The organism is Seonamhaeicola marinus, from assembly GCF_008085455.1.
In genome coordinates, this window is record NZ_VSDQ01000679.1 from 1,268,745 (window position 1) to 1,286,707 (window position 17,963).

Genomic DNA, 17,963 nt, shown 5'->3' on the forward strand with positions numbered 1-17,963 from the left:
TAATAGCTTAATTATTGTCGCTTAGACCAACGGCTTCACCAATTAAAGTAGCACTTGTACAGTCTGTTATTTTAACATCTACAAAATCGCCCACTTTAAAATCACCTTTAGGAAAAACAACTACTGTGTTTTGACTATTCCTTCCAGACCAGTGTTCGTCTGAACGTTTAGAAGGTTTTTCAATTAAAACTTCTTCAACTTTACCAACATGTTCTTTGGTGCGCATTAAACCATGTTCTTGCTGAAGCGCTATAATTTCATTAAGTCTACGTTTTTTTATATCTAAAGGAATATCATCTTCCATTTTACGCTCGGCTAAAGTTCCTGGTCTTTCGGAGTAAGCAAACATAAAACCAAAGTCGTATTTTACATAGGACATAAGGCTTAAGGTGTCTTGATGATCTTCTTCGGTTTCTGTTGGGAAACCAGCAATCATATCTTGGCTAATAGCACAATCTGGAATGATACGTTTAATATTGTCAATCAATTCAAAGTATTCTTCACGTGTATGCTGACGATTCATTTCTTTAAGAATTCTGTTACTTCCACTTTGTACTGGTAAGTGGATGTATTTACAGATGTTTCTATATTTGGCCATGGTCTCAATAACATCTAAAGTCATGTCTTGTGGATTAGATGTAGAAAATCTGAAACGCATTTTAGGTTGAGCTTCTGCACAAAGTTCTAGTAATTTAGAGAAGTTTGTGGCTGTAGCTTTTTGTAGATCTGTTGCTTTTTCAAAATCTTTTTTAAGTCCGCCGCCATACCACAGGTAACTGTCAACATTTTGTCCAAGAAGTGTTACCTCCTTATAACCTCTGTTCCATAGATCATTTACCTCTTCTAATATACTTTGAGGATCTCTACTGCGTTCACGTCCGCGAGTAAAAGGTACAACGCAGAAAGTACACATGTTATCACAACCACGGGTAATAGACACAAAAGCGGTTACGCCGTTGCTGTTTAAGCGAACCGGAGAAATATCTCCATAAGTTTCTTCTTTAGATAAGATAACGTTAATAGCTTCTCTTCCTTCATCAACTTCAGCCAAAAGATTAGGAAGGTCTTTATAAGCATCTGGTCCAACAACAAGATCTACTATTTTTTCTTCTTCAAGAAACTTACTTTTTAAACGTTCTGCCATACAACCCAAAACGCCAACTTTCATTGTTGGATTTTTTTCTAGTTTTACAGCGTTGTATTTCTCTAAACGCTTACGAACAGTTTGTTCTGCTTTATCTCTAATAGAACAAGTATTTACCAAAACTAAATCTGCTTCCTCTAAAACTTGGGTAGTATTGTAACCTTGGTTGTTTAAAATAGAAGCAACAATCTCACTATCGCTAAAATTCATTTGACAACCGTAACTCTCTATAAAAAGTTTACGTTTGTTACCTGCTTTTTGCTCTAAATTTAAAGCTTCCCCCTGTTTATTTTCGTCTATAATCTTTTCCATAATGTAACTTGATCCTCTAAGGTCAATAAGTGTGCAAAGATACAATTAATTTGTGTTTTGTGACAAAGTGTCAGCTTCTATTTTAAGTTAAAGTTTCTGTAAAATGAATGTTTTTTCGCGCAACCTTTTTTAGTGAAAAGTATCTACTGAAAAAGAAAACCAATTAAAAACTATGAAAAAAAGAATATTACTACTTGCACTAACATTAGGGATAATGAGTGTGCAATGTTCAGATAATGGCTCTGTTGCTATTAATGAGGATAATCTACTTATTGGTAATTGGGTTGAACCTAATTACAGTGAAGAAAAAACCGTTTACAAGAGAGCTGCAAGTTTGCCAAATGAGGCCTATGGAATATCATTTAAAGAAGATGGTAGCTTAGTTGAAAGATCATCTGGTTGGTGCGGTACCCCTCCTTTAACGTTTTTTAATATTAATGGTTCATGGGAATTAGATGGCACTCTAATAGAATTGACAAAAGAAGATTATCCAAGTCATTTAGGGTGGCGTATTGTATCGCTTACACATGATGAGTTGGTGGTTAAAAGGGAGATAACAGAGCAAGAAAAGGATCATAGAGATTTAATGGATTTGTATAATGAGATTTATTTATTGTCTTTAAGTGAGGATTGTTTAGATGAAAATGAATGGACTTACACGGCTTATGGGGCAAAAGCTTGTGGGGGACCACAAGGTTATATTGCCTATTCCAACAATATAGATACAGAGGCCTTTTTAGAAAAGATTGAAGAATACACTAATTTAGAAAAGGCCTATAATATTAAATGGAGCATTGTGTCAACTTGCGATTTGCCTCAACAGCCTTCAGGTGTTGAATGTGTTAATGGTTATCCTGTTTTAAAGTATTAAATATTATGGTTAAAAGACTTTTATTTTGTATTGCGGTGTTGTGTTGTCTTATGAATACACAATGTGAAGATGACGTTATAATTGATACTGAATGCGATTTTACAACAATTGTTAGTGATTCTAAATACGCTGTAGCTTCTCATAACGGTTTAAGCTTCATTGAGGCAATAATTAACGATGATTGTTTAACGCTTAAGATAGGAGCCTCTGGTTGTGATGGAAGCACTTGGCAATTTGAGCTCATAGATTCTGGAGCCGTAGCTGAGTCATTACCGGAACAGCGGTATTTAAAATTGGACTTTGATAACGAGGAATTATGTGATGCTTATTTTGAAAGAACTTTTTCTTTTGATTTAACACCTGTCCAAGTACAAGGAAGTAACAAGATAATTCTTCATATAGAAGGCTTAGAAAACGCTTTAACATATTCCTACTAACATAAACTATCAATCTTAAATAAATGCTATGAAAACTAAACACTTATTATTATCTGCCTTTTTTCTAATCTGTCTTTTTTCTTGTAACAATAACGATGATGAAGATTTAGACCTAGTAACAGTTGCCAAACCAGAGTTTGTAAGTAAAAGCCAATTCAGGAAAATGGTAGACATTAAATCACCAGAATCAATTAAACAATCGGGCAAAATTTATGCCTACGGAAACTACATTTTCGTGAATGATTTAGATAGAGGTGTGCACATTATAGATAATCAGAATCCAAGTAACCCACAAGCCATTAAGTTTATTAAAATACCTGCTAACGAAGACATTTCAATAAAAAATAATTATCTCTATGCTGATAGTGCAACGGATTTGTTGGTATTCGATATTTCAAATATCAACAATATTCAGCTTGTAGAGCGCTTAGAAGATGTGTTTAATATTTATGATTATAGAGTGCCTATAGAAGCGGTTGCAACAGATTATGGTGATTTTGATTGGGAAAACGACATTATTATTGGTTGGGAATTAAAAAAGGAAAAGCGGGAAAATGTAGATGAATTAATTTTTGTTGACCGTATGTTTAATGATGCTGTTATGGCGGCCTCTGTAGAATCGGCCGTCGGAGTTGGAGGTTCTTTGGCGCGCTTTCAAATAGTTGGTACTTATTTGTATACAGTAGGATCTTATAGTATGACTGTGTTTAATATTCAGAATTTGTCTAATCCTGTTCTAGAAAAAACGCAGCACGCTGGTTGGAATATAGAAACCATGTTTGCAGCTAATGACTATTTGTATTTAGGTAGTACAAATGGTATGTATATCTATGACTTAGTTAACCCAGCTTCTCCAGAGTATGTCTCAGACTTTACCCATTGGGAAGGCTGCGATCCTGTTGTTGTAGATGGAGATTATGCTTATTTAACTTTAAGAGGAGGTAATCTTTGTGGGCAATTAGAAAGTGTTTTAGAGGTAATTGATATAAGCGATAAAACACAGCCAACTTTAGCAAAACGCTACACGCTAGAAAACCCTTATGGTTTGGGTATAAAAGGAGATATGCTTTTTGTTTGCGATGGTTCTGCTGGTTTAAAATTGTTTGATAGAGAAACACCAGTAAATCTCAACCTGGTAAGAACCATTGAAAATATTCAGGCAACAGATGTTATACCATTGCCAAATAGTCTAGTAATGATTGGCGATAATACACTATATCAATATAAATATTTGGAAAATAACATAAGCTTTTTAAGTTCCTATAAGCTTAATTAGTGTTAATAGCTACTTTGTGAAATCTGCCTTAGGGCAGATTTTTTTTATGCTGTAACTGTAACAAATTGTAAAAAACAATTACTTTTATTGATGAAAACTAACCAATGCCAATACAATGAATTCTTTAGATGCTTTAAACAAAAAAATAGACAATGCACCCAAGTTAGATTTTGGTGATATTATAAGTGATGCAATAGAGTTGTTTAAAGTTGTTTGGCTAAAAGGTTTTTTGGTAGTTTTAATAATAGCAGGTATGGCATTTGGTCTAAGTTTGGTTTTTCAAGCAATTGGATTGGCGCCAGACCCTTATGTTTTTATGAATGGAATAGACATAGAGAGTTTTGCGAGTTACTACAGTCAGAACGCTATTTATAGTATTCCTCAAAATATAGCGTTGAGTTCAATTACTATTGCATTATTAGCAGCTTTTTACAGAATTTGCAAACAAACAGTTCAAGGAGAAAAATCGGATGATGATTACTTTTATTATTTCAAGAATGGGTATTTTTCTAAAGCTTTAATGCTGGGTATTATCTATACAGCCATATCTACTGTGGCGCAAATGCTTTTACTGCTTCCTTATATTTATGTTATGGTGCCATTATCTTTCTTCGCTATATTCTTTTCCAATCATCCAGACCTTAAAGAAATGGAGATAGTTAAACTGAGTTTTGCCCTGGGAAATAAAAAGTGGTTTATTGCTTTTGGGACCATTTTAGTGTGTTTCATTTTAGGGTTTTTAGGTATCATAGGTTGCTTTATTGGCATTTTGTTTACCATTAGTATTGCGTATTTGCCAGTGTTTTTGATTTATAAACAGGTGATAGGTTTTGATAATACTTCGGAAATTGATTTAATTGGTCTTGAATAATCGATAATAATAACTAACTAATCAGAAAAATATAATGGATATTGTAAGTGCTTTAACAGATAAAATTAACAAGGCTAGGGATTTAGATTTTGGAACTATTTTTAATGAATCCATAGAGCTATTCAAAAAAACTTGGTTGCATGGATTATTGCTACAGATTTTTTCAATACTCGTAATGTTGCCTTTAATAATTGTTTACTTTATTCCTTTTATTGGTGCGGTAATAGCTCAACAAGAAGGCGGTTATGTTGATAACGATGCTATGGAGAATTTCTTAGCAGGAATGTCCTTGTTGTATATCTTATTTGTTTTTGTTGGCGCTATAGTTTTAGGTTCTGTTTCTTATGCTTTAAATGCGGGCTTTTATAGGATAATGAAAAAGTTAGATCATAATGAAGAGGTGACTACAAAAGAATTCTTCTATTTTGTAAAAGGGAAGTATCTGGGTAAGCTATTGGTGCTGATGGTTGTAATTATCTTAATTGCAATACCTTCTGCTCTTTTATGTTACATTCCTTTAATATATGTAATGGTACCCATGTCTTTCTTTTTAATGATATTTGCATTTAACCCAGAGTTAAGCGTTGGTCAATTAGTAAGTGTTAGTTTTAAACTAGGTAATAAAAAGTGGTTAATCACTTTTGGATTATTAGTCGTAACTTATCTGTTAAGTGTAATATTAACGTTTGTTACCTGTGGTATAGGAGGGCTATTTTTAGCGCCTTTTATGTATCATCCTATCTATTTAATTTACAAACACGTTATTGGTTTTGACGATACTAATGTTATAGACCAAATAGGATTAATAGAAGAGTAGGATATTTCAATAAAAGCATTAAAATCCTGTTTTTAATTAATTAAAAACAGGATTTTTTTTAAAATTATTATACAGTTAATCTGCAAAATGCAGCAGATAAACTTTTTTTCATATACATTTGTAGCTCCAAAATAGGAAGTATGGCGAAGAATTTAGTGATTGTTGAGTCACCAGCTAAGGCAAAAACTATAGAGAAATTTTTAGGAAAGGATTTTAAAGTAGAGTCCAGCTTTGGACATATATCAGACCTTCCATCAAAAGAATTAGGTGTAGATGTAGATGGTGATTTTAAACCCAAATACGAAGTTTCAAAAGATAAAAAAGCAGTAGTTAAAAAACTTAAAGATCTTGCAAAAAAGGCCGAAATGGTTTGGTTGGCAAGTGATGAAGACCGCGAGGGAGAAGCTATTGCGTGGCATTTAGCCGAAGCATTAAAACTTGATAAAGAAAAAACAAAACGTATTGTTTTTCATGAAATTACCAAAGCGGCTATTCAAAAAGCAATAGAAAATCCGCGTGGTATAGATTATGATTTAGTAGATGCCCAACAAGCACGTAGGGTTTTAGATAGAATTGTTGGTTATGAGTTATCTCCTGTGCTTTGGAGAAAAGTAAAAGGAGGCTTATCTGCCGGAAGAGTACAATCGGTTTCTGTTAGATTAATTGTTGAGAAAGAAAGAGAAATAACAGATTTTAAACCTGTTGCTTCCTATAGAATTGTAGCAGAGTTTGCTAATGAAAACGGGCAAGCTTTTAAAGCTAAGTTGCCTAAGAATTTTTCAACAAAAGAAGATGCGCAAACCTTTTTAGAAAAGAATGCTAGAGCAGATTTTAAAGTAGCAGATTTACAAAAGAAACCTGCTAAAAAATCGCCAGCAGCACCGTTTACAACATCAACATTACAACAAGAAGCTGCACGTAAACTATATTTTTCGGTAAGTAAAACCATGACTATGGCACAACGCCTTTATGAAGCAGGTTTAATTACTTATATGAGAACAGATAGTGTTAACCTATCTGACGAAGCACGCCAAGGAGCTCAAGCAGAAATTGAAAAAGCTTATGGCAATAACTACAGTAACCCAAGAAACTACACCGGAAAATCTAAAGGAGCACAAGAAGCTCACGAAGCTATAAGACCTACAGATTTCTCAAGACATTCTGTTGAAATAGAAAGAGATCAAGCGCGCCTATATGAATTAATCTGGAAACGCGCCATAGCATCTCAAATGAGTGATGCGCAATTAGAACGTACCAATGTTAAAATAGAAGCATCAACACATAATGAAACTTTTACAGCCAATGGAGAGGTAATTACTTTTGATGGCTTTTTAAAAGTTTATCTAGAAGGAACAGATGATGAGCATGCAGAACAAGAAGGTATGCTGCCTGCTATGAAAGTGAATGAAGTATTACTTAATAACTTTATTACTGCAACAGAGCGTTACACACGTCCACCATCTAGATTTACAGAGGCTTCTTTGGTTAAGAAGTTAGAAGAATTAGGTATTGGTCGTCCGTCTACTTATGCGCCTACCATTTCAACCATTCAGAATAGAAATTATGTAGAAAAAGGTAGTGTTGAAGGTGTAGAAAGAAAATATAGTCAGCTTACTTTAGAAAATGGAAAGGTTGAAGATAAGACCTTAACTGAAAAAGTAGGTTCAGATAAAGGTAAATTAGTGCCCACTGATATTGGAATGATTGTAACTGATTTTTTGGTGAATCATTTTGATCAAATTTTAGATTATAACTTCACGGCTAAGGTTGAAGAAGACTTTGATAGTATTGCAGATGGAGAGGAAGATTGGACTAAAATGATGAAATCATTCTGGAAAGATTTTCACCCAAAAGTAGAAGATGTAAAAGAAAACGCCGAAAGAGAATCTGGAGAGCGTATCTTAGGAACAGATCCTAAAACAGGAAGACAAGTAAGTGTGCGTTTAGGAAGATTTGGACCAATGGTGCAAATTGGAACTGCGGAAGAGGAAGAAAAGCCTCAATTTGCCAGTTTAGGGCCGGACCAACAATTAACAACAATTACTTTTGAAGAAGCAATGGATTTATTCCAACTTCCAAAAAGTTTAGGAGAGTATGAAGGTGAAGAAATTCAGGTAAACAACGGACGGTTTGGACCATATGTTAAATTTGGGAAACAGTTTGTTTCTTTACCAAAAGGTGTTGATGCTCTAAGTGTAGATTTAGACGATGCTATTGTTTTAATTAAAGAAAAACAAAAAGCAGATGCGCCTATATATGTTTACAAAGATTTACCAGTACAAAAAGGTAAAGGACGTTTTGGTCCATTTATTAAATGGAACAATATGTTTATTAATGTAAATAAGAAATACGATTGGGATAACCTTTCTGATGAAGATATAGTTGAATTAATTGAAACTAAAATTCAAAAAGAAATAGAAAAAGTTATTCATAATTGGGAAGAAGAAGGTGTTAGAGTTGAAAAAGCACGTTGGGGAAGACATAATGTAATTCAAGGTAAAGTTAAAGTAGAATTAGCTAAAACAGTTGATGTTTCTGAGATGACACTAGAAGAGGCAAAAGCCATAATAGAAGCCAACGCACCAAAGAAAAAAACTACCAGAAAAAAAGCCGCTACAAAAAAGAAATAATCTAAATGAATTTTAATTTTCTCTCTCCAGTTTCAGATTTAGTTTTAGCTCATAACGAGCTGCTATCAACACAAGCCTTAGGAAGAAAAATTAAAATTCATTCAGAACAAAACGGCATTCCAGATTTAGAAGATGTTAACATTGCCATTATTGGAGTTCTTGAAAATAGAAACGATGTTAACTATATAGGAGAGGAATTTAAGTTAGACGAAATAAGAAAATCGTTTTACAGCCTTTTTCCAGGAACTTGGAATCTCACTATTGCCGATTTAGGAGATATAGACAAAGGCGAAAGTGTTGAGGATACTTACTTCGCCCTAAAAACAGCTATCAATATATTAGTTAAAAAGAATATCATTCCTGTAATTTTAGGAGGTACTCAAGATTTAACTTATGCAAACTATAGGGCTTATGATAACTTAATACCTATGGTTAATGTCGTTAATATAGATAGTAAGTTTGATTTAGGAGATTCTGCAAAACCAATAAAGAATAATAGCTTTGTTGGTAAGATTATTTTAGACCAACCGTATAATCTTTTCAATTACGCAACAATAGGATATCAGACATATTTTAATTCTCAGGAAGAAATAGACCTAATGAATCAGCTTTATTTTGAGTCTTACAGGCTTGGAGAGGTTTCACATAACATATCTATTGTAGAACCTGTTTTAAGAGATGCAAATATTGTAAGTGTAGATTTAACTTCCATAAGAAGTTCAGAAGTTAGTTTAAAACAGAAATTTTCTCCAAATGGTTTAGATGGAAAAGAAATTTGTGCCATCTCAAGATATGCGGGTATTAGTAATAAAGTATCTTCTTTTGGGATTTATGAATATAAACCATCAAAAGATGATGAAATAACCGCAATGTTAGTTTCGCAAATGATATGGTATTTTATTGAAGGCGTTAATTACAGGGTAAATGATGACGATTTTTCTAATGATAATAACTATCAAAAATTCATTGCATTGGTAGAAGATGAGGAGCTTATCTTTTACAAGAGTAATATGACTGGAAGATGGTGGATTGAGATTCCTTTTTTATCAGAAGTAAATAATAAATTAAAAAGACATACGTTATTACCTTGCATGCATGAAGATTACCTAGATGCCTGTAATAATAAGGTTCCAGAGCGCTGGTATAAGGCATTTAGGAAGAATTGTGTTTAAATAGGAAATGGGATAAAGGTGTTTGTTTTATCGTTGAAACGCATACTTTTCACGACGAAATGTATTTTTTTTCTATAAAAAGTTGTTTTTTAGAAATTATATAAATATGTTTACACCTCAAAATTTTAAAGCTTAAATTAATTAACCTCGAGTTTACTATAAATATGAAGAAGTTTTTATTATTAACCGCAGTAATGACAATACTAGCTAGTTGTGGCTCTAAAGATAGAGGAGAACTAGTGGGTGTACAAGGTAAAAAATGGCACCCTGAAAAACCTTATGGGATGGAACTTATCCCTGGAGGTGCATTTATTATGGGTAAAGCAGATGACGATTTAGCAGGAGTTAATGATGCTCCAGCAAAAACGGTTACTGTTAGAGCCTTTTATATGGATGAAACCGAAATCACAAATAGTGAATACCGTCAATTTGTTCATTGGGTTAGGGACTCTATTGTTAGAATGAAGTTAGCCGTTTTAGCAGATGAGGTTGGTTTAACTCAAGAAGATGAAGGTACTATTGGGGAGTTTGCGTTTAAAGATGCAGATACAACCGATATGACGGTCTATGAAAAATATATGTTTGAAAACTACACTGGCCTTGGACCTACAGGCTACGAGGGTAGAAAAATAAACAAAGACATAGATTTAATATATGACACTTCAGAATATATGGATGAATATTATGCTGAGGTAATGGATACTATGTATTTACCAATTGAAGAGTCTTATAATGGACAACGTACATGGGATGTAAAGAAATTTAAATTCCAGTACAACTACATGGATATTAAAGAAGCTGCAAAAAATAGAGGCGTAGCTCGTAAAGATGTAATTAGAAAAGAAGAAGTAGAAATCTATCCAGATACAACCGTATGGATTAGAGATTTTGCTTACTCATATAATGAGCCAATGCATAATGATTACTTTTGGCATGATGCCTATAGTGATTATCCAGTTGTTGGTGTAACTTGGAAACAAGCTAAAGCATTTTGTGAGTGGAGAACAATAAACAAGAATTCTTACCAGAAGTCTAAAAAAGGAGCTTCTATGGTAAATAGATTCAGATTACCTTCAGAAGCTGAATGGGAATATGCAGCTAGAGGAGGTCTTCAAGCAGCAACGTACCCTTGGGGAGGTCCTTATACCAAGAGTGATAGAGGATGTTTTATGGCAAACTTTAAGCCTGTAAGAGGAGATTATGCTGCAGACCAAGCTTTATATACAGTAGAGGCTAAGTCTTACGAGCCTAACGATTATAACCTATATAATATGGCAGGTAATGTTGCCGAATGGGTAAATGCTTCTTATGATCCATCATCTTATGAGTATACATCAACTATTAACCCAAGTGTTAATGATGATAACAATACACGTAAGGTAATTAGAGGTGGATCTTGGAAAGATGTTGCTTACTTCTTACAAGTAAGTTCAAGAGATTACGAATACGCAGATTCTGCACGAAGCTATATTGGTTTTAGAACTGTACAAGATTACATGGGAACTAAAACTACTGGCGGTGGAATCAAATAAGAAAACTTTAATCAAATCAAATTTAAATACATTAATAATTAACCTACTTAAGTAATACCTACTTAATTTTTAAAAACCGAGAAATTATGGCACAGTCAAAAACTAGTAAAAGATTTATGAATTTAGCTTACGGATTAGGAGCGTCAATCGTAATCATTGGAGCATTATTTAAAATCATACACTTTGAAATTGGCCCGTTAACAGGTAATGTTATGTTAACAATAGGTCTTGTAACAGAAGCAGTTATATTTGCTATTTCAGCGTTTGAACCAGTAGAAAACGATTTAGATTGGTCTTTAGTATACCCAGAATTGGCTGGAGGAGCTAAAAAAGAAAAATCTGCTGCAGATGAAAATCCACAAGGCTTATTATCTAAGAAATTAGATAACTTATTAAAAGAAGCTAAAATAGATGGAGAGTTAATCTCTAGTTTAGGAGAAAGCATCAAGAATTTTGAAGGTGCAGCTAAAAATATGTCATCTACAGTAGATTCAATTGAAGCAACTAAGAAGTATGGTGAAGAGTTATCTTTAGCAGCAGCTCAAATGGAATCTTTAAATAGCTTATACAAAGTACAATTAGATAGTATTAATAAACAAACAACTATTAACGAAGAGTCTGTTGAAAATGCAGCTAAGTTAAAAGAGCAAATGCAATCATTAGCGTCTAACTTATCTTCTTTAAACGGTGTATATGGTGGAATGTTATCTGCAATGAACAAAGACTAATTAGGGAAGGTCCCAAATTAAATTTAATAACCTAAACCTTAATTAGAAATGGCAGGAAATAATTTATCACCAAGACAGAAGATGATTAATCTGATGTATTTAATCTTCATTGCGATGTTAGCATTAAATATGTCTAAAGAAGTGCTTTCGGCCTTCGGAATCATGAACGAAAAGTTGACTCAAGCTAATGAAGCAGCTACATCTCGTAATGAGGCTTTCGTAGCAAGCTTAGATCAAAAAGCTTCAGATCAACCTGAAAAATACGAACATTTAAAAGCTAAGGCACATCAAATCGACGATTTAGCTAAGAATTTTAATTCTTATTTGGAGGATTTGAAAGGAAAAATGATTTCTACTGTTGATAATGCAACAGATTATGAAGTTATGGATAAAGGCGATTATTTAGATCAAAACTTCTTTAAAGGAGATAAGATTAAAGAAGAAGGTCAGAGATTTTTAGCAGAGATAGCTAAATTTAGGGATGGCGTTACCGAAGTTCTTCAAGGAGAAAAGGGAATGGAAACTATCGTCAAAGACGTACAAAAGAACTTTAGTACTGAAAATACGGATGGTGTTGGAAATCAGTCATGGTTAGATCGTAACTACAAAGGTTTTCCTTTAGTTGCTTCCTTAACTAAAATGACGCAAATGCAAGCTGATATTAAGACTACTGAGTCTCAAGTGCTATCAGCGATGCTTGGAAATACTTTATCTGATGAGGTTTCAATGACCAAGTATACTACCTTAATGGAAACATCAAAAGCGGCTTACTTTAATGGTGAGAAATTTGATGGAGAAATTGTTTTGGGGAGAAAGGATGCTTCGACAAAACCTGCAAGAGTTGAATTAACTTTAGATGGAAGACCTTTAACTGAAAAACAGTACACTATTGAAAATGGAAAGGTGAAATTAAATGTTAATGCTGGAGCAGCAGGAGAACATGTAATCAAAGGGAATTTAATTTTCTTAGAAGATGGTGAAGAAACTGCTGTTGAAGTAAACCAAAAATTTGCTACAGTTCCAAAGCCAAATGCAGCAACTATTTCTGCAGATAAAATGAACGTAGTTTATAGAGGTGTTAAAAACCCAATGACTATTTCTTTTGCTGGTGTTTCTGGAAACAAAGTAAATGCAAGTGCTCCTGGTTTATCTAGATTGTCAGGTAGTAAATACATTATGAACGCTACTGGAATTAAAGGTAGAGAAGTTACTATTAATGTTACTGGTACTTTGCCAGATGGACAAAGAGTGTCAGATAATGCTACTTTTAGAATTAAAGATTTACCAAAACCAACTGGTACGGTAAGAGGAGAAGACGGTTCATTAAAAATGGCTAAAAACTCTTTAGAGATTTCTACTATTGGAGCTAAGTTTGATGATTTCGATTTCGAATTACCATTAAGAGTTACAGGATTTAAATTTAAAGTTCCAGGACAGCCAACTATTACTGTAAGCGGAAGCAAGCTTAATAGTAGAGCTAAAGCAGCTTTACGTAAAGCAAAAAGAGGTTCTGGAGTTCAAATATTCGATATTGAAGCAAAAGCCAGTGGAGTTAGTGTGAGACTTAAGAAAGTATCACCAGTATTTATTGAGCTTACAAACTAGAATTTAAGGGTAAACCCTAATAAATAAAAAGAAAAGAAAATGAATTTAAGAAGTTTTTTATTAACCGTAGCAACTGTTTGTACTGCTACTACAATGTTTGCTCAAGCAAATATTTTAAACGCAAAAAGTCCTGATGAAATTGGGGTAAGAACAGAAGAGCAAAAGGCTGTAGATAACGATAAACCTTTAGAATATGGTTATGTTGACGACAGAGATGTTCTATTTGCTAAAATGACTTGGGAACGTGTTGTGCTAGATGAGCGTTCTAATTTCCCACTGTATTACCCAATTGATACTAACAATATTGGGAAAGACAGACGTTGTTTATATGATGTTCTAATGAGGAATATTAAAAACGGAAAAATAAAAAACATCTATGATGATTCTTACTTTTCTTCAAAACGTACTTTAAAAGATATTGCTGATGCTTTAAAGAAAGTTGATACTTTAGATGCAGGTTTTGAGCAATTAAACGCAGGTGAACAGTTATCTCCAGAATATGTTGATATTAGAGAAATTGGAGCTGCCGATATTGTAGAGTACAGAGTTAAAGGTTTATGGTATTTTGATAAACGACAGGCTGAAATGAAGTATAGGTTGCTTGGTATTGCGCCAGTAGCTCCGGATGTGAATTTTATTGATTCAGATCAGCCAGATTTAGTGCCATTATTTTGGGTGTTCTTCCCGGATGCTAGAGAGGTACTACATGAAGCAAAGTCGTTTAATAGTGAAAACAGTTCTATACCATATTCTTTTGACCATGTATTAAATTCAAGACGTTTCCATGGTTACATTTACAAAGAAGAAAATGTACAAGGAGATAGAGCAATTAGCGAGTACATTTCAGATAACTCGTTAATGCAGTTATTAGAATCTGAAAGAGTTAAAGATAAGATTAGAGATTTTGAATTAGATATGTGGACATACTAATTCTACTAATCATAAAATTTAAAATGCCCGTGTAAACGGGCATTTTTTTTGTCTATAAATAGATCTAAAGAGAGAATACATTAGCTTTTTTTATCTTCGCCAAATGCAAGTAGATTATATAGTTGTTGGTATTGGTTTAGCAGGAATTAGTTTCTGTGAAGAACTAAAAACTAATAATAAAAGTTTTGTAGTTTTTGACGATGCTTCGCAGAAATCATCTGTAGTAGCAGGAGGTTTATACAATCCTGTTGTCCTAAAAAGATTTACGAGTGTCTGGAAAAATAAAGCACAACTAGAGTTAGCACTTCCAATGTATAGCAGTTTAGAGAAAAAGCTGAATGTAACTTTAGATTATAAAATTCCCGTTTACAGAAAATTTGCATCTACCGAAGAGCAAAATAATTGGTTTACAGCATCAGATAAACCCGCCTTATCCAGTTACCTTTCCGATAAAATTATAAAGAACACCAATAAAAGTATTGAAGCTCCTTTTGGTTTTGGAGAGGTTTTAGAAACGGGCAGAATAGATGTTAAGACATTGGTCAAGGAGTACAAGCGCAATTTGGATAAAGAAGCGATCTTGTATGAAGAAGTTTTTGATTATAGTAAACTTAAGACTGAAACCCAGAGTGTGAGTTATGGTACTATTACTGCTAAGCATATTGTATTCGCAGAAGGTTTTGGAATAACAAAGAATCCTTTTTTTAAAGAATTGCCTCTAGTGCCAGCAAAAGGAGAATTACTCATAATTCATGCCCCCAAGTTAAAGATTGATTTTGTTTTAAAATCGGCCGCATTTTTAATACCACTTGGAGAAGACAGGTATATTGTTGGAGCAACCTATGAGTGGAAAGATTTAACAAATAATACATCTATTAAAGCGAAAGAAGAGCTTTTAGAAAAGCTTAAGAAGCTTGTTAAATGTGAATTTGACATAGTAAACCAAGTAGCAGGAATACGACCTACTGTTAAAGATAGAAGGCCTCTTGTAGGAGGACATTCTAAATATAAAGGCGTTTATGTTTTAAATGGGTTAGGAACAAGAGGAGTTATGATTGGTCCTTATGTAGCCAAACAACTGTATAATTTCATAGAAAACGATACACCTCTAGAGAACGAAATAGATATAAAACGCTTTGAAACTTAATAACATTGCGTTATCAGGTCAAGTGATATGTAGATAGCTTTAACAAAAAAGAACGGTCGTTCTAATTACTTTTTTGCCAAATCTTTATCGTAGTGCATAAAAAAGTTAATCCAAATATTTCTTGAAAGCCTCATTATTATGGGCATAAACACAACAAGAGTACCTACAATAGAAATAAAGGTAACTTTTAAGTTTGCTCCTAAAATCAAATTACTAATTACAAAAGCAGCAACGGCAAATGCAATACCAACAGCATAGCTAACATACATGGCGCCATAGAAAAAAGAAGGTTCTATTTGATATTTCGTATGACAATGTGAACAACGTTCATTTAATTTTAAGGTTTCAGAGATATTATAGGCATTTTTATTACTGTACATAGATTCTTGATGGCATTTTGGACAGCTACCAGTTAGAATACTATATAATTTGCTTCCTTTTGTAAACATTTATTTTAGTGTATTTTTGTTCGCGTTTTAGAGAGCAAAGATACTGCTTAAAACTATTTATTACTGTAACTAAAGTCACATTACTATGTTAAATATTCATAATTTATCAATTTCGTTTCAGGGAGAATACCTCTTTGAGGATATTACGTTTAAGCTAGGTAATGGAGACAGAGTAGGTCTTATTGGTAAAAATGGAGCAGGTAAGTCTACTATGCTTAAAATCTTATCTAAGGATTTAGAACCCGATTCGGGGCAGATTGCCACAGATAAAGCTTTGAAAATTGGTTTTTTAAGACAGGATATAGATTTTGTATTTGGAAGAACTGTCTTAGAAGAGGCATACGAAGCTTTTACCGAAATAAAAGCATTAGAAGCTAAGATGGAAAATATTAATAACCAATTAGCTGAAAGAACAGATTATGAAAGTGAAGCCTATAATCAATTAATGATTGATATTAATGATTTACAACATCAATATGAAATATTAGGCGGGTATAACTATCAAGGAGATACCGAAAAAAATCTTCAGGGTCTAGGTTTTAAAAGAGAAGATTTTAATAAGCTTACCGATACGTTTTCTGGAGGTTGGCGTATGCGAATTGAATTAGCTAAACTTCTGCTTCAAAATAACGATATTTTACTACTCGATGAGCCAACAAACCATTTAGATATCGAGTCTATTATTTGGTTAGAAGGCTTTTTAAAAGGGTATTCAGGAGCTGTGGTTATCGTATCTCATGATAAAATGTTTTTAGATAATGTAACGAATAGAACCATAGAGATATCCTTAGGTCGAATTTATGATTATCCAAAGCCTTATTCAAAATATTTAGTTTTAAGGGAAGAGTTAAGAGAACAGCAATTGGCTTCACAAAAGAACCAGCAAAAGCAAATTGAACAAACAGAGAAGTTAATTGAAAAGTTTAGGGCTAAGGCCTCAAAAGCTTCCATGGCGCAGTCTCTTATTAAAAAGCTTGATAAAATTGATAGAATTGAGGTTGATGAAGATGATAACAGTGTAATGACACTAAATTTCCCGGTGTCTATTACACCTGGAAAAGTGGTGGTTGAAGCTGAGGATATCACAAAGAACTATGGAGAAAAACAAGTTCTTAAAAATATCGATTTACTGGTTGAGCGCGATAGTAAAACAGCTTTTGTTGGTCAAAACGGACAAGGAAAATCTACTTTAGCTAAGATAATAGTTGGCGACATTAAGTATGATGGCAGTTTAAAACTAGGACACAACGTACAACTAGGTTATTTTGCACAGAATCAAGCGGAATACTTAGATGGCAACAAGACAGTTCTAGATACTATGATTGATGCTGCCAATGAAACCAATAGAAGTAAGGTTAGAGATATCTTAGGATCGTTTTTATTTAGAGGTGATGAGGTTGAAAAATATGTACGTGTACTTTCTGGAGGTGAGCGTAACCGTTTAGCATTAGCCAAATTGATGCTACAGCCCTTTAATGTCTTAATAATGGATGAGCCCACAAACCATCTTGATATTAAATCTAAAAATGTTTTGAAAGAAGCCTTAAAGCGCTATGAAGGTACTTTGCTTTTGGTTTCTCATGATAGAGATTTTCTGCAAGGTCTAACCAATAAGGTTTATGAGTTTAAAGATTATAGAATTAAAGAGTATTTAGGGGATATAGATTACTATTTAGAGCAAAGGAAAGTTGAAAACTTACGTGAGGTTGAAAAACGTACGGTAATTAAGGAAGCACCTAAAAAGAAAAAGAATCACTCTTACGAAGAACAAAAAAAATTAAAGTCCTTAAACAATAAATTAAGTAATACTGAAGCTAGAATAAGTACTCTTGAGAAGGAAATAAAAGCTATAGATCTAGAGCTTGAAATTAATTATGAGGAAGTAACATCTAAACCGAATTTCTTTGATGACTATCATAAAAAGAAATCCGATTTGGAGGCAGAAATGGAAAAATGGGAGGAAATTCAGCTGGAAATTGAGCAGTTCATCGATTGATATTTGTTAAAGTTTTTTGCATTTCGTCGATATTAATGGTTTTTAA

15 protein-coding genes are annotated in these 17,963 nt (G+C 33.4%); 13 read left to right on the forward strand and 2 right to left on the reverse strand.

Annotated elements, in window-relative coordinates; translation table 11 throughout:
- Nucleotides 1-7 precede the first annotated feature (7 nt).
- A complete protein-coding gene (miaB, locus tag FUA24_RS16420) occupies nucleotides 8-1,456 on the reverse strand; it encodes a tRNA (N6-isopentenyl adenosine(37)-C2)-methylthiotransferase MiaB (RefSeq protein ID WP_148544131.1) in 1,449 nt (482 codons plus the stop codon).
- 172 nt (nucleotides 1,457-1,628) lie between these two features.
- Between miaB and FUA24_RS16425 the strand changes: the two genes are divergently transcribed.
- The 12 genes from FUA24_RS16425 (at nucleotide 1,629) to FUA24_RS16480 (ending at nucleotide 15,472) form a co-directional block, all read left to right on the forward strand.
- Nucleotides 1,629-2,327, forward strand: coding sequence for a hypothetical protein (locus FUA24_RS16425; RefSeq protein WP_148544132.1), 699 nt, complete (start codon nucleotides 1,629-1,631; stop codon nucleotides 2,325-2,327).
- A gap of 5 nt (nucleotides 2,328-2,332) precedes the next feature.
- Nucleotides 2,333-2,764, forward strand: a complete 432-nt coding sequence (locus FUA24_RS16430; RefSeq protein WP_222861362.1) for a hypothetical protein — start codon at nucleotides 2,333-2,335, stop codon at nucleotides 2,762-2,764.
- Between the two features lie 28 nt (nucleotides 2,765-2,792).
- Nucleotides 2,793-4,040: an LVIVD repeat-containing protein gene (locus FUA24_RS16435; RefSeq protein WP_148544134.1), complete on the forward strand. Its 1,248-nt coding sequence runs from the start codon at nucleotides 2,793-2,795 to the stop codon at nucleotides 4,038-4,040.
- Nucleotides 4,041-4,155: 115 nt separating this feature from the next.
- Nucleotides 4,156-4,911, forward strand: a complete 756-nt coding sequence (locus FUA24_RS16440) for a hypothetical protein (RefSeq protein ID WP_148544135.1) — start codon at nucleotides 4,156-4,158, stop codon at nucleotides 4,909-4,911.
- A 34-nt stretch (nucleotides 4,912-4,945) separates the two neighbouring features.
- The gene (locus FUA24_RS16445) at nucleotides 4,946-5,728 is read left to right on the forward strand and encodes a hypothetical protein (RefSeq protein ID WP_148544136.1); all 783 of its coding nucleotides are present in this window, start codon (nucleotides 4,946-4,948) and stop codon (nucleotides 5,726-5,728) included.
- A 140-nt stretch (nucleotides 5,729-5,868) separates the two neighbouring features.
- Nucleotides 5,869-8,358 carry a type I DNA topoisomerase gene (gene topA, locus FUA24_RS16450; protein ID WP_148544137.1) on the forward strand — a complete coding sequence of 830 codons (2,490 nt, stop codon included), beginning with the start codon at nucleotides 5,869-5,871 and terminating at the stop codon, nucleotides 8,356-8,358.
- A 5-nt stretch (nucleotides 8,359-8,363) separates the two neighbouring features.
- Nucleotides 8,364-9,530 carry a formimidoylglutamase gene (locus FUA24_RS16455; RefSeq protein WP_148544138.1) on the forward strand — a complete coding sequence of 389 codons (1,167 nt, stop codon included), beginning with the start codon at nucleotides 8,364-8,366 and terminating at the stop codon, nucleotides 9,528-9,530.
- Between the two features lie 164 nt (nucleotides 9,531-9,694).
- Nucleotides 9,695-11,062: a T9SS ring complex lipoprotein PorK/GldK gene (porK, locus tag FUA24_RS16460; RefSeq protein ID WP_148544139.1), complete on the forward strand. Its 1,368-nt coding sequence runs from the start codon at nucleotides 9,695-9,697 to the stop codon at nucleotides 11,060-11,062.
- Between the two features lie 86 nt (nucleotides 11,063-11,148).
- Nucleotides 11,149-11,790 (forward strand): type IX secretion system motor protein PorL/GldL, encoded by a 642-nt coding sequence (gene porL, locus FUA24_RS16465; protein ID WP_148544140.1) that lies wholly within the window; start codon nucleotides 11,149-11,151, stop codon nucleotides 11,788-11,790.
- A 48-nt stretch (nucleotides 11,791-11,838) separates the two neighbouring features.
- The gene (gene porM / locus FUA24_RS16470; RefSeq protein ID WP_148544141.1) at nucleotides 11,839-13,395 is read left to right on the forward strand and encodes a type IX secretion system motor protein PorM/GldM; all 1,557 of its coding nucleotides are present in this window, start codon (nucleotides 11,839-11,841) and stop codon (nucleotides 13,393-13,395) included.
- A gap of 39 nt (nucleotides 13,396-13,434) precedes the next feature.
- Nucleotides 13,435-14,325 carry a type IX secretion system ring subunit PorN/GldN gene (porN, locus tag FUA24_RS16475; protein ID WP_148544142.1) on the forward strand — a complete coding sequence of 297 codons (891 nt, stop codon included), beginning with the start codon at nucleotides 13,435-13,437 and terminating at the stop codon, nucleotides 14,323-14,325.
- A gap of 103 nt (nucleotides 14,326-14,428) precedes the next feature.
- Nucleotides 14,429-15,472 carry an NAD(P)/FAD-dependent oxidoreductase gene (locus tag FUA24_RS16480; protein WP_148544143.1) on the forward strand — a complete coding sequence of 348 codons (1,044 nt, stop codon included), beginning with the start codon at nucleotides 14,429-14,431 and terminating at the stop codon, nucleotides 15,470-15,472.
- Nucleotides 15,473-15,537: 65 nt separating this feature from the next.
- Here the strand turns inward: FUA24_RS16480 and FUA24_RS16485 are convergent, their stop codons facing one another.
- The gene (locus FUA24_RS16485; protein ID WP_148544144.1) at nucleotides 15,538-15,921 is read right to left on the reverse strand and encodes a DUF983 domain-containing protein; all 384 of its coding nucleotides are present in this window, start codon (nucleotides 15,919-15,921) and stop codon (nucleotides 15,538-15,540) included.
- 85 nt (nucleotides 15,922-16,006) lie between these two features.
- Between FUA24_RS16485 and FUA24_RS16490 the strand changes: the two genes are divergently transcribed.
- A complete protein-coding gene (locus FUA24_RS16490) occupies nucleotides 16,007-17,917 on the forward strand; it encodes an ABC-F family ATP-binding cassette domain-containing protein (protein ID WP_148544145.1) in 1,911 nt (636 codons plus the stop codon).
- The last annotated feature ends 46 nt before the right edge of the window (nucleotides 17,918-17,963 follow it).

Bases quoted from the DNA above. Each gene is read 5' to 3' on its own strand.
- miaB (WP_148544131.1), bottom strand. From the start codon at position 1,456: ATGGAAAAGATTATAGACGAAAATAAACAGGGGGAAGCTTTAAATTTA.
- FUA24_RS16425 (WP_148544132.1), top strand. From the start codon at position 1,629: ATGAAAAAAAGAATATTACTACTTGCACTAACATTAGGGATAATGAGT.
- FUA24_RS16430 (WP_222861362.1), top strand. From the start codon at position 2,333: ATGGTTAAAAGACTTTTATTTTGTATTGCGGTGTTGTGTTGTCTTATG.
- FUA24_RS16435 (WP_148544134.1), top strand. From the start codon at position 2,793: ATGAAAACTAAACACTTATTATTATCTGCCTTTTTTCTAATCTGTCTT.
- FUA24_RS16440 (WP_148544135.1), top strand. From the start codon at position 4,156: ATGAATTCTTTAGATGCTTTAAACAAAAAAATAGACAATGCACCCAAG.
- FUA24_RS16445 (WP_148544136.1), top strand. From the start codon at position 4,946: ATGGATATTGTAAGTGCTTTAACAGATAAAATTAACAAGGCTAGGGAT.
- topA (WP_148544137.1), top strand. From the start codon at position 5,869: ATGGCGAAGAATTTAGTGATTGTTGAGTCACCAGCTAAGGCAAAAACT.
- FUA24_RS16455 (WP_148544138.1), top strand. From the start codon at position 8,364: ATGAATTTTAATTTTCTCTCTCCAGTTTCAGATTTAGTTTTAGCTCAT.
- porK (WP_148544139.1), top strand. From the start codon at position 9,695: ATGAAGAAGTTTTTATTATTAACCGCAGTAATGACAATACTAGCTAGT.
- porL (WP_148544140.1), top strand. From the start codon at position 11,149: ATGGCACAGTCAAAAACTAGTAAAAGATTTATGAATTTAGCTTACGGA.
- porM (WP_148544141.1), top strand. From the start codon at position 11,839: ATGGCAGGAAATAATTTATCACCAAGACAGAAGATGATTAATCTGATG.
- porN (WP_148544142.1), top strand. From the start codon at position 13,435: ATGAATTTAAGAAGTTTTTTATTAACCGTAGCAACTGTTTGTACTGCT.
- FUA24_RS16480 (WP_148544143.1), top strand. From the start codon at position 14,429: ATGCAAGTAGATTATATAGTTGTTGGTATTGGTTTAGCAGGAATTAGT.
- FUA24_RS16485 (WP_148544144.1), bottom strand. From the start codon at position 15,921: ATGTTTACAAAAGGAAGCAAATTATATAGTATTCTAACTGGTAGCTGT.
- FUA24_RS16490 (WP_148544145.1), top strand. From the start codon at position 16,007: ATGTTAAATATTCATAATTTATCAATTTCGTTTCAGGGAGAATACCTC.